A 12,687-nucleotide genomic window follows, 5' to 3' on the forward strand; every position below is an offset into this window, starting at 1 on the left:
ATGTTAATTAGTTTATACGCTTTAAGCTGCCTTATATCGCCTTTTCTACTGACAATCTAATCAGGGATCGGTAAAACAGTTGTGTATTTAATTTTTTCCATCGCAAAACTTGAAGTCACATCAATTAAGCCATGCACGCCATTAACCAGTTTTTTATAGAAAAGGTCATAGGATTTCATATCATGTACCTCAACTTGCATCAGGTAATCATACTCCCCCGCCATACGGTAAAACATCAGTACCTCTGGCATCTGACTAACAAATGACACAAATTGCTCATACCATTCACTATTATGGTGCTGTGTTTTTATCGTTACGATAACTGTCAGGCCTAAACCAAGCTTTTCGCCATCAAGCAGCGTGACTCGTCCGCGGATATACCCGTCATCCTCAAGGCGTTTTAGGCGCTTCCAACAGGGCGTAGAGGTTAAATTAACCGCTTCGGCGAGCGTATTGAGGGATAAGCTACTGTCATTTTGCAATAAACAAAGTAACTTTTTGTCTATTTTATCTAGCATAATTGCTCTCTTGGCTTAGCTGTGAATGCTTTTGTTATGTTTTTAGTATTGGAAACCTTATTATGCAAAACACCATCAGTTAAAAACAATAATAATGTCACCAATTCGCTTTATTATAGAATAATTTTATACAAATTAAAGAATAATAGAATAAATAACACACTAAATGGATTAAACCTGTAAAAATAAGTCTGTTAATTGTGTTATCACCTCGCTAACATAGAAAACTGAAATCTCGTTTTCTTGAATGACATGAATTATCACCAAGGAGTGACTATGAAACGCGCCGTTGTCGTCTTTAGTGGCGGACAAGACTCAACAACTTGTCTGATCCAAGCCTTAGAAAATTATGATGAGGTGCATTGTGTCACCTTCGATTATGGGCAACGACATCGTCAAGAGATTGAAGTTGCACAGAAACTTAGTGCATCATTAGGTGTAGCAGCTCATAAAGTTTTAGATGTCACATTACTCAATGAGTTAGCGGTTAGCAGTTTGACGCGAGACAACATCCCTGTTCCTGGTTTTGAAGAAAGTGAGGCAAGTGGCTTACCAAGTACCTTTGTACCTGGGCGCAATATCTTATTTCTGACCCTAGCGGCAATCTATGCTTATCAGGTCCAAGCAGAGGCGGTGATCACTGGCGTATGTGAAACCGATTTTTCAGGTTACCCAGATTGCCGAGATGAGTTTGTTAAAGCACTTAACCACGCTGTCAGTCTTGGTTTAGCAAAAGATATTCGCTTTGAAACGCCCCTTATGTGGTTAAATAAAGCCCAAACATGGGCGCTAGCTGACAGTTATGGTCACCTAAATACCATCAGAGAACAGACGCTGACTTGTTATAATGGTATCCAAGGGGATGGTTGCGGTGAATGTGCAGCCTGCCATTTAAGAAGCAATGGTTTAAATGAATACTTAAGCCAAAAAGAAGCTGTTATGAATTCATTAAGGCAGCTACAAACCAAATAAATATCACCATCCCATCAGCCTACTTAATAAACAATATTAAGTAGGCTTCACTTCACTAGCTAATAAAATCATCCACCACCGAGTTAAATGATTCCAGCTTCTCACGCAATTCTTCATCAATCACAATGGCTTTATTGGTTAGGTTGTCAATAAATACGAATGTCACATAAGCATCCGAAACGACCTCTGATTGTCCAGCTTTATTACGAATGATTTGTTGATAACATACTGCACTTTTAGAACCGATTTTATCCATGCGTGTCACAACAGTGAGTTCGTCTCCCAATAAAACTCCCTGAATATAGTTCACATTGATATTTACGGCAGCCATGGTCAAATTGCTTTGTATTGCCCAACTAATAAAGTTGCGTTTATTCATCCACTCCCAGCGGTCTGCTTCGTAGAACTCTAAATAGCGTGCATTGTTCACATGCTGGAATACATCAATGTGATAACCATGAACTTTAATCTTTGTTGTCATAACTACTCCGACCAGTTTATTTTCTGATAACATAAAAATAACAAATGTACGGAAAATATGCTGAATAAATGTCACGAATAAGACTTAGCTCTCAAATTATTTACCACCAAATAATAAATATGATTAATAAGTAGCCATAACATAAGTTACTCCCCAATCATTTGAATGAGGAGCTGTGTTATTAAAGCATCAGTTTATTTTTATTTTTCTCTAAAAATGCAGGGCCAATCCCTTGTACTTCCAAAATATTTTCAATGGAATTAAACGCACCATACTTTTCCCGATACTCAACAATTGCTTTTGCTTTTTGTTTTCCTATTCCATTCAATTTTTCAGCGAGTTCTTCCGCACTGGCGTGATTAATACTCACTTTGCCCGATTGGTTAATATCGGTGCCTTTTGTGTTTTCAGTAGCCTCGGTTTGTTGAGAGAGTGTTGTGGCAGGTTTTTCTGCTGTATTTTTTTTCGCCCATGTTAAAGGTGATAATCCCCCCAATAAAAATAAGCATAATGTTGTGACTAAACTACGCTGAACAATTGTTTTCCATGACATGATATTTCTCCTTTGTGTGTAGAAACATCACAGTGCCAGAGAAAAATTATTGGCGCATTTAGCGAAAAATAAAAATGCGAAAGGCCACCCAGAGGTGGCCTTTTAATAGCATGCTTACAACTTAAGTTGCGAAGCTACTCGCAATTATTCAAGGTTCAGCACTTCTATTTTTGCGTTTTCACGTAAGTTAAGCATCAGCGCTTCATTCACAGCTGAGCTCATTACACCTTGGTATTCACGAGATAACTGTTTCAGTTCATCTTCTGTTGGTTGACCTAAAGTGACTTTATCCAGTTGAATAACCACGTAGTTATCAGACTCATCACGTGCAATTGAGTACGCAGGCTTACCATCAACAGGTTGAGCCATTTCCATTGCAGCGTTAATCGTCGCAGTTTGTGGCATTAAACGAGAAACAGTTTGCACGCCAGCAAATTTAACACCCGCTGTATTCAGGGCCTCTTCACCTTTACCTGCTTTCAAGTCAACCAGTAGCTTATCTGCAGTTGCTTTGAGTTCTGCATCTGCTTTTTGGCGCTTAACAAGTGCTTCAATAGCAGGTTTAACTGTTTCAAACGGCTCTGTGCTTTCTGGTTTATATTCTGTCACCCGGACAACAAATGCACGGTCGCCTTCAACGTTAATCACGTCGGAGTTAATCCCTTTAGAACCGTTTTTATCAACCAGACGGTCGCTAAAGACTTCATTGATAACTTTAGGGAAGTTCAGAGCCGCTGGTGGATTGTTACGATCAAACCAATCTGTTGTTACGGCTTTTAAGCCAGAAACAGATTCAACTGAAACTAATGATTCCATATCACTCGTAGCAGCTTCACTGACTTTCTGTTGTAAGTCATAGAACTGTTTGATGTTTTTATCTTGAAGCAAGCTAACTTTTATTGTTTCAACAACGTCTTCAAACGGTTTTGTTGATTCTGGCTTAATATCATCTAAACGAAAAACAACATAGTTATCCTGTGCTTTAACAGGTGCCGAAAGTTGGCCTTTTTCTGTTAAATTTGCAGTAATAATCTCACTCGGCGTTGAAGCCGCTTCCATCCAGCCAATCAAGCCTTTGTTACCCGCACTGAATTTATCAGTCGATTTTTCAGCGGCTAGCGTTGCAAAGTCTGCACCTGCTTTGATTTCATTGATGATGTCGTTCGCTTCTTTTTCAGAAGCCACTTGAATCATACTGTATTGTTTTTGCTCTGCCTGAGTATAGTTTTTCAGGTTTTGCTCATAATACGTTTTCACTTCTTCATCAGAAACCGTAGCTTCTGGCATAGATGCTGCGTCCATTTCAACATAGCTCACCTGGACTTTTTCAGGTGAGATAAAGCTATTTTGGTTAGCATCGTAATACGCTTTTAGCTCTTCTTCAGAGACCGTTTGCTTCGCTTGAATGTCAGCTAAGGACAAGGTTGCAGTGCGAATTTCACGCTCTTGCATAAATAATTCAGCGTAAGCTTTCACTTCTGATGGCAAAGCGAAGTCCGTCCCAGTGAAGGCTTTACCTAACTGAGCACGTGTTAAATCTTGGCGAATTTGCGCCGCGAAGCTGTCCGCATTGATGTTGTAACGGCTTAAGATTTCACGATATTTATCGCTATCAAACCGACCATCAGTTTGGAAGATTGGCATAGAGAAAATGGATTGCTCAATCTGCTGATCGCTTGCTGAGAGATTCAGTTCATTAGCATATTGATTAATCAATTCATTGTTAATCAAATTATCAAGCGCTTGGCGACGCAGCAAATTCATGCTTTCTTCGTTGCTAGCCACTTCAGAGAATTTGTCTCCCAAGTAGTCTTGCAATGATTGGCGTTCCTGCTGAAAAGCCTGCTGTAACTGTTCCCTGCTAATTGGCTGCCCATTAACTTCTGCTGCTTTGTTGGCACTATTGCCACCTAAGCCGCCCATCATAACGCCTGTCAGCACGAATGACAGCATAATGAGCCCTAGCAAAATTTTAATAAAAGGACTGTTCGCCTTCGTGCGTAGATTTTCCATCATAAAAAGGCTTAACTCCGCTTTGTTGAATTCAATTTCCTAATAATACGCTAATCTTAACTCAGAAAGAAAAAAAAGCGCACCATTTCCATGGTGCGCTTATATATTAGCTGATTAAAGGCATTCCGTCAGTTTGAGTTTTCGCAAAAATGCAAGAAAGACAAACTAAAATACTTAATTAGCTATTAACAGCGTCTTTAAGACCCTTGCCTGGACGGAAAGCTGGAACTTTCGCCGCAGCGATTTTAATCTCTTTGCCCGTTTGTGGGTTACGGCCTGTACGTGCTGCACGCTCACGAACAGTGAAATTACCAAAGCCAACTAAAGCAACATCGTCTCCTTTACTTAAAGAACTCGTTACAGTAGCAACGAACGCGTCAACAACGCGGCCTGCCGCAGCTTTAGAAATATTCGCATCAGAAGCGATTTGATCAATCAGTTGAGCTTTATTCACTCTTATCATCCCCATTATTAGTTGGACTATAAATCACCAAATTAACTATAGCAGCTAGCTTCTATTCGTACAGTTAATTAATGATTTAGCCGTTATATCAATCCTGATTACCAATGGCAAGAGAACAGATTGCATACAAACAATTATCAGAATCATCGTTAAATTAGCGATGAAAAAAAAGGCTGACAAGCCCTAAATTAGCTGTCAGCCTTACTTTTATACAAACTTCTTGATTCAGCTCACTCTTTTCGCTTTCTTTTTAACAACCTCAGCCCCAAAAGGCGGGTTAACTAAAGCTAAAGAAAGAACTTCTTCAATAGTTTTTACTGGATGGATTTCCAAATCAGCGATCACATTTTGAGGAATTTCCTCTAAGTCACGCTCGTTCTCTTTAGGGATTAATACGGTTTTTATTCCGCCGCGGTGTGCAGCTAATAATTTTTCCTTTAATCCACCAATTGGGAAAACTAACCCTCTTAATGTGATTTCACCCGTCATTGCTACGTCTGCGCGAACTGGGTTACCTGTTAAACAAGAAACCAGTGCCGTTGACATCGCAATACCTGCACTTGGGCCATCTTTGGGTGTTGCGCCTTCAGGAACATGAACGTGGATATCGCGCTTTTCATAGAAATCGCTGTTAATACCCAGTTTTTCAGCACGAGCTCTCACCACGGTTAATGCCGTTTGGATTGACTCTTGCATTACTTCACCTAAAGAACCCGTGTAAGTTAGCTTACCTTTACCTGGCACACACGCTGTTTCGATAGTCAGTAAGTCGCCACCCACTTCAGTCCACGCCAAACCAGTCACTTGACCGACACGATTTTCAGTGTCTGCTTGGCCGTAGTCGAAGCGACGAACACCTAGATAATCTTTTAAGTTATCTGCGTTAATTTCGATGTGCTTAAGTTTTTTATCCATTAATAATGCTTTAACGGCTTTACGGCACAATTTCGAAATTTCACGCTCTAAACCACGCACACCTGCTTCACGTGTGTAGTAACGAATAATGCTCATTAATGCACTATCATCGATGGTCAACTCGCCTTTTTTCAAGGCATTACGTTCAATTTGTTTCGATAATAAATGCTTTTTAGCAATATTCAATTTTTCATCTTCGGTATAACCTGAAAGACGAATGACTTCCATACGGTCTAGCAGTGGCGCAGGAATATTCATCGAGTTTGACGTTGCAACAAACATAACGTCAGACAAGTCGTAGTCCACTTCTAAATAGTGGTCGTTAAACGCAATGTTTTGTTCTGGATCAAGCACTTCTAACAATGCTGATGCAGGGTCACCGCGCATATCTGAAGACATTTTGTCTATTTCATCCAACAGGAACAGTGGGTTTTTCACCCCAACTTTTGCCATTTTCTGGATAAGTTTACCCGGCATTGAACCAATATAGGTACGACGGTGACCGCGGATTTCCGCTTCATCACGTACACCACCTAATGCCATACGGGTGTATTGGCGACCCGTTGCCTTCGCAATAGATTGACCCAGAGAGGTTTTACCAACCCCCGGAGGCCCTACCAAGCAAAGAATTGGCCCTTTGATTTTACTGACACGGCTTTGTACTGCCAGATACTCTAAAATACGGTCTTTAACACGCTCAAGGCCGTAATGATCGGTATCCAGCACTTCTTGTGCTTTCACTAAGTCTTTTTTGACTTTGCTACGCGCATGCCATGGTACTTGCACCATCCAGTCGATATAACTACGGACAACCGTGGCTTCTGCCGACATTGGAGACATCATTTTCAGCTTCTGCAATTCTGCTTCTGCTTTTTCTTGTGCCTCTTTTGGCATTTTCGCTTCTTCGATTTTACGTTTCAGCGATTCATATTCGTCTGGCGCATCGTCCATTTCACCCAGCTCTTTTTGAATGGCTTTCATTTGCTCATTCAAATAGTACTCACGCTGGCTTTTTTCCATCTGTTTTTTAACGCGATTACGGATGCGTTTTTCCACTTGCAGTAATTCAGTTTCTGATTCCATCATTGCCATCAGGAATTCAACACGTTCAGCAATATTTGCCATTTCAAGAACGCGCTGTTTATCCGCTAGTTTCAGCGGCATATGAGATGCAATGGTGTCTGCAAGTTTATCAAGCTGGTCTTGTTCGATAGCGTGCAATGCAGTCAGCACTTCCGGTGGAATTTTTTTGTTGAGCTTAATATAGCTCTCAAACTGACTCACAATCGTGCGATACAGCACTTCATTTTCTTTTTCATCAAGAATTGATGATGGAGTTCCCGCTGTGGTTTCGTCGTAAACAGCACCTTCAGCGTGTTTATCTTGTTCAGATACTAAATACTCAGCTTGCGCGAGGAAATACTCGCCGTTATCCGTCAAGCTAGTAATACGCGCACGTCTTAAACCTTCAACCAAAACTTTCACGGTGCCGTCTGGCAGTTTTAGCATCTGAATAACAGATGCGACCGTACCAACAGCAAATAAATCATTCACCCCAGGCTCATCAGTCGAGGCTTCTTTTTGCGCAACCAGCATCACTTGTTTGTCATGATCCATCGCTGCTTCCAGACTGTGAATGGATTTTTCACGTCCAACAAACAGTGGGATCACCATATGTGGGTATACCACTACATCACGCAGAGGCAATACTGGTATTTCAATGCGTTCGGAACGCTCTGGATTCATAAAGCTCTCTCTTCGTTTAGCTTACGCTAGTTTAAGGGTTTCTTTCTCTCGCTTAAAATTTCTCTCAAAAACAAGGAAACCACACCTCAGAATATAAACTATATGGGGACAAGATTTTAGCATTCAATGGCTAGTTAAACATAAAAAACAAAATGAGGGATATCCCTCATTTCGTTTGATTATTTCTTGAACGCTTTCTTAAAGATTAGTTATCGCCTGAAGCTTGAGCATCCGGCTTGCTATAGATCAACAAAGGCTCTGATTGTTCGTTAATCACATTTTCATCAACGACAACTTTTTCGACATCCGTCATAGAAGGGAGGTCATACATGGTATTTAACAGCGCGGCTTCAACAATTGAACGCAAACCACGAGCACCCGTTTTACGTGCCATCGCTTTTTTCGCAATTGCTTTTAATGCTTCTTCACGGAACTCAAGTTCAGTTCCTTCAAGGCTAAACAACGCTTGGTATTGTTTAGTTAACGCATTTTTCGGCTCTTGTAAAATTTGAATCAGCGCTTCTTCGCTCAGCTCAGTCAAGGTCGCAACCACTGGCAAACGACCAATAAACTCAGGGATTAACCCGAATTTAATTAAATCTTCTGGCTCAGCTTGCGTGAGCAATTCGCCTTCTGTTGCTTTATCTGACTCACCTTTAACTTCAGCAGCGAAACCAATACCTGAACGGGTATTTAGACGCTGGCCAATCACTTTATCTAGGCCTGCAAATGCACCACCACAAATAAACAGAATTTTTGAGGTATCTACCTGTAAAAATTCTTGTTGTGGGTGTTTACGCCCACCTTGTGGAGGAACAGCCGCAACCGTACCTTCGATAAGTTTCAAAAGTGCTTGCTGCACACCTTCACCCGACACATCACGGGTAATAGATGGGTTATCAGATTTACGAGAAATTTTATCAATTTCATCGATATACACGATACCGCGTTGTGCTTTCTCTACGTCGTAATCACATTTTTGCAGTAATTTTTGGATGATGTTTTCAACGTCTTCCCCAACATAACCTGCTTCGGTCAATGTGGTGGCATCTGCCATCGTAAATGGCACATCCAAATAACGTGCTAAGGTTTCAGCTAGCAGGGTTTTACCGCTACCCGTTGGACCGATTAACAGGATATTACTTTTACCTAATTCAACACCATCACTGGTTTTATCGCCATTACGCAAGCGCTTGTAATGGTTATAAACCGCAACCGCCAAGACTTTTTTCGCTTTTTCTTGGCCGATGACATAATCATCAAGGTGCTGCCTAATTTCATGTGGCGTAGGCAATTCACTGCGCTCACGATGTGGCGCAAGTTCTTTAATTTCTTCACGGATGATATCGAGACATAAGTCTACGCATTCATCACAAATATAGACTGACGGACCGGCAATCAGCTTACGTACTTCGTGCTGACTTTTTCCGCAGAAAGAACAGTAAAGCAGTTTGCCCGTTCCCTCTTTGCGTTTCTCTGTCATCAGTTGACCTCACTTTTATCCATATTGCCTTGTTTTTGTTTAACTAAAAACGGTGAACACAGCAACGATTTTCTTAAAATAGTTTATGGTATGAATTAATTATACCAAAAGTTAACCAATTAACGGCTACTATAAATTTGGTCGACTAAACCGTACTCTTTCGCTTCATTTGCTGACAAGAAACGGTCGCGCTCAGTGTCACGACTAATTTCTTCAATGGACTTCCCAGTGTGGTGAGCCATGAGTTCATTCATGCGTGTTTTCACTTTTAAGATTTCTTGCGCGTGGATTTCGATATCCGTCGCTTGGCCTTGGTATCCACCTAACGGTTGGTGAATCATCACACGAGAATTTGGCAAGCAAAAACGCTTACCTTTTGTACCAGCTGTCAACAAAAATGCACCCATAGAGCATGCTTGCCCCATACAAATGGTACTAACATCTGGCTTAATAAATTGCATGGTATCATAAATAGACATACCTGCCGTAATCACACCACCCGGTGAGTTGATATACAGCTGGATATCTTTTTCAGGGTTTTCTGCTTCAAGGAATAACATTTGAGCGACAATTAAGTTCGCCATATGGTCTTCCACTTGACCCGTCAGGAAAATAATACGTTCTTTTAATAGACGTGAATAAATATCATATGAGCGCTCGCCTCGAGAGGTTTGCTCAATAACCATTGGCACAAGAGCCATTTGGGATGCTAACTGTTCCTGACCGCCAAAATGTGACATCGAAATCTCCTATTAAAAACTTTCTGGTGCTTGCGCCTAATTTGCTATCTACTAACCATCATATTGAGCAAAAAGAATGTGGCATAACAAAGTGTTTTAAAAATACCTCTATCGGCAAGCTTGCACGATCTGCTTATTTCTCTATTTTAGCCTATATTGGCTGATTACAGGTGAAATAAGAAAAAAATGCAGCAAACTGTGCTGAAGTCAATAAGACCCTCTTTTAACGAGTTTAACACAAGCCTGTTTACTTACACGGTATTATCCCATTAGAAAACCATAACTGATTTTCAAAAGTGACGAAATAACTCTTTTGGTTGAATTCGTCTATTTCTATGATATTTGCTCTTCAAAATAGTTCAAATCGCAAGCGAAACTGAATACATACTAATTGAAGTGTTAGGGATATAATTAGGGTTTAAATGTGATTTTCAAGGTCACCCTATCTTAATTCACAAAAAAGTCGTTATTTAAAAGCTTTAATTGCAAAAAAACCCGTAGTAGAACACCACGGGTTTTTATTTTGTACAGCAAGAAATAAATTAACCAGCTTGAACTTGGTTCATCAGCTCAGTAAAATTAGTTTCTTTTTCAGTGACTTTAGCAACAGCCAGAACAGTTTCAACCGCTTGTTCTTCTAATGCTAAGTTACGAACGCTGTTCATCAGCTCTTCGTTTTTGCTGTAGTATTCGATAACTTCAGCTGGATCTTCGTATGCAGATGCCATTTCTTCGATCAGCGTTTTAACACGATCTTCGTCAGCTTTCAGTTCGTTTTTATTGATCACTTCACCTAACAGTAGACCGATAACAACGCGACGTTTTGCTTGTTCTTCAAACAGTTCACGTGGTAATTCCATCGCTTGCTGTTCGTTGCCACCAAAACGTTGTGCCGCTTGACGACGCAGAACATCGATTTCACCATCAATAACCGCAACTGGAACTTCGATATCGTTCGCTTTGATCAGACCATCAAGAACTTGCGCTTTAACACGGTTACGAATGGCATTTTTCAGCTCACGTTCCATGTTTTTACGTACTTCAGCACGCAGACCGTCTAAAGTACCATCAGCGATACCGAAACGCTTGATGAATTCTTCAGTAAATTCTGGCAGTTCACGTTGTTCTACTTTCTTCAGAACGATAGCGAATTTTGCTGCTTTACCTTTCAGGTTTTCAGCGTGGTAATCTTCTGGGAAGTTAACTTCGATATCGAATTCTTCACCTGCTTTGTGGCCAACAACGCCTTCTTCAAAGCCAGGGATCATACGGCCTTCGCCCATAACCAGTGCGAAGTCTTCAGCTTTACCGCCTTCGAACTCTTCGCCGTCGATAGAACCTGTGAAGTTGATAGTGATGCGTGAATCAGCTGCTGCTGCTGCGTCAACTTCTTTCCACTCTGCTTGTTGTTTACGCAGAGTATCTAACATGTTTTCCAGGTCTTCGTCTTTAACTGAAACCGCTGGTTTTTCAACTTCGATAGTGTCTAAACCGGTTAATTCGATTTCTGGGTAAACTTCAAACTCAACAGCGTAAACGAAATCTTTACCGTCTTCGATTTGCTCTGGCTTATAGCTAGGCGCACCCGCTGGGTTGATTTTGTTTTCAATGATTGCGTTGATGAAGTTACGTTGCATCACATCGCCCAGAACGTCTTGCATAACAGACGCGCCGTAACGCTGTTTAACGATGTTCATTGGTACTTTCCCTTTACGGAAACCATCAACACGTACTTTCTTAGCAACGCTAACCAGCTCGCTATTTATTGCTTTTTCAATATCAGTGGCAGGAACGGTGATTGTTACACGACGCCCAAGGCCTTGAGTCGTTTCAACAGAAACTTGCATCTTCTTACCTCAAAATAAATCTTAGTGATCGGTCTACTCCAGAGTTATGCCATTAAGCAATTAATGGCGTTCTCCCTTCCAGAACCGGGGGCGTTACTTTCGTAACGGTCAATCCCTGATATCAGAAGCGTCCCGAAACCTTACTGAAAATTAGACGCAGCATTATACCGATGACAGCGCCCTGAGTCGAGAAAAGCAGAGAAAAGAAGCGATTTTTCCTCTTTATTTGTGACTTTTCTGACTAAAATTTTTATTTCTTCACAAAAAATGAAGAAAAAATACCCAGCAAACCCATTTTGAGTTTGAAGGATAATGCCAGCAATGACGAATAAAGGTCAATTGGCAATACAAATTAACGGTTAACACCACCCACACCGCGACAAGCAGGCGATTTTAACGCAGTATCCGCCAACTCATCCCATTCTTTTTGGGTGTAAGTGTGTAGAGCAAGAGCATGAATGCCACCCGCTAATTCGTCTGCTAAAATAGCATAAATTTCACGGTGACGGCCAAGCATTCGTTTATTTTCAAATTTATCAGTGACTAAGATGACTTTGAAATGACTTTCTGAGCCAGGTAAGACATTGTGTTGATGGCTTTCATTAATGACATCCAAATGACTTGGTTCAAAAGCATCTTGTAATTTTTGGTTCACGCGAGACTGCATACTTTGTGATGCATTGGCGACCATAAAATACTCCTTTATTAGCGACCCACTCTAGTATTGATAAGTGCAGTAAACTATATTGCACATCTCGATTATTGCTATCTTCTTATTATAGAGATACTCGATAATAACCTGACAATGTTATGATATTGGCACGTTAGTGCGAATTTTTTCAAAAACTGTTGTCTAATAGTTCAGGATAATTTAGCCACTGGATTTTACATCGTGTGGCGGCTACCCGCACCATAACGAAACATTTTCAATTAGGAAAGATGAACTGGAAAAAATT

General features: G+C 40.7%; 11 protein-coding genes. 1 reads left to right on the forward strand and 10 read right to left on the reverse strand.

Features of this window, described 5'->3' with window-relative positions; translation table 11 throughout:
• Positions 1–56: 56 nt before the first annotated feature.
• Positions 57–518 (reverse strand): Lrp/AsnC family transcriptional regulator, encoded by a 462-nt coding sequence (locus ABWP91_RS08495; RefSeq protein ID WP_353242908.1) that lies wholly within the window; start codon positions 516–518, stop codon positions 57–59.
• A gap of 276 nt (positions 519–794) precedes the next feature.
• On the opposite strand from ABWP91_RS08495, the gene queC reads away from it, so the two are divergent.
• On the forward strand, positions 795–1,490 hold the full coding sequence (gene queC / locus ABWP91_RS08500; RefSeq protein WP_353242909.1) for a 7-cyano-7-deazaguanine synthase QueC: 696 nt from the start codon (positions 795–797) through the stop codon (positions 1,488–1,490).
• 55 nt (positions 1,491–1,545) lie between these two features.
• Here the strand turns inward: queC and ABWP91_RS08505 are convergent, their stop codons facing one another.
• The 9 genes from ABWP91_RS08505 to bolA form a co-directional block, all read right to left on the reverse strand.
• On the reverse strand, positions 1,546–1,971 hold the full coding sequence (locus ABWP91_RS08505; RefSeq protein WP_353242910.1) for an acyl-CoA thioesterase: 426 nt from the start codon (positions 1,969–1,971) through the stop codon (positions 1,546–1,548).
• Positions 1,972–2,152: 181 nt separating this feature from the next.
• Positions 2,153–2,524: a ComEA family DNA-binding protein gene (locus ABWP91_RS08510; protein WP_353242911.1), complete on the reverse strand. Its 372-nt coding sequence runs from the start codon at positions 2,522–2,524 to the stop codon at positions 2,153–2,155.
• 144 nt (positions 2,525–2,668) lie between these two features.
• Positions 2,669–4,540 carry a peptidylprolyl isomerase gene (ppiD, locus tag ABWP91_RS08515; protein WP_353242912.1) on the reverse strand — a complete coding sequence of 624 codons (1,872 nt, stop codon included), beginning with the start codon at positions 4,538–4,540 and terminating at the stop codon, positions 2,669–2,671.
• A 175-nt stretch (positions 4,541–4,715) separates the two neighbouring features.
• The gene (gene hupB / locus ABWP91_RS08520; RefSeq protein WP_206084605.1) at positions 4,716–4,991 is read right to left on the reverse strand and encodes a nucleoid-associated protein HU-beta; all 276 of its coding nucleotides are present in this window, start codon (positions 4,989–4,991) and stop codon (positions 4,716–4,718) included.
• A 234-nt stretch (positions 4,992–5,225) separates the two neighbouring features.
• Positions 5,226–7,661: an endopeptidase La gene (gene lon / locus ABWP91_RS08525; RefSeq protein ID WP_353242913.1), complete on the reverse strand. Its 2,436-nt coding sequence runs from the start codon at positions 7,659–7,661 to the stop codon at positions 5,226–5,228.
• A gap of 205 nt (positions 7,662–7,866) precedes the next feature.
• Positions 7,867–9,144, reverse strand: a complete 1,278-nt coding sequence (clpX, locus tag ABWP91_RS08530) for an ATP-dependent protease ATP-binding subunit ClpX (RefSeq protein ID WP_206084603.1) — start codon at positions 9,142–9,144, stop codon at positions 7,867–7,869.
• A gap of 119 nt (positions 9,145–9,263) precedes the next feature.
• On the reverse strand, positions 9,264–9,884 hold the full coding sequence (clpP, locus tag ABWP91_RS08535; RefSeq protein WP_206084602.1) for an ATP-dependent Clp endopeptidase proteolytic subunit ClpP: 621 nt from the start codon (positions 9,882–9,884) through the stop codon (positions 9,264–9,266).
• 542 nt (positions 9,885–10,426) lie between these two features.
• On the reverse strand, positions 10,427–11,731 hold the full coding sequence (gene tig, locus ABWP91_RS08540; protein WP_353242914.1) for a trigger factor: 1,305 nt from the start codon (positions 11,729–11,731) through the stop codon (positions 10,427–10,429).
• A 352-nt stretch (positions 11,732–12,083) separates the two neighbouring features.
• Complete coding sequence (bolA, locus tag ABWP91_RS08545; RefSeq protein ID WP_353242915.1) at positions 12,084–12,422, reverse strand: transcriptional regulator BolA; 339 nt, start codon at positions 12,420–12,422, stop codon at positions 12,084–12,086.
• Positions 12,423–12,687 lie beyond the last annotated feature (265 nt).

Source organism: Providencia sp., assembly GCF_040396775.1.
Taxonomy (GTDB): Bacteria; Pseudomonadota; Gammaproteobacteria; order Enterobacterales; family Enterobacteriaceae; genus Providencia.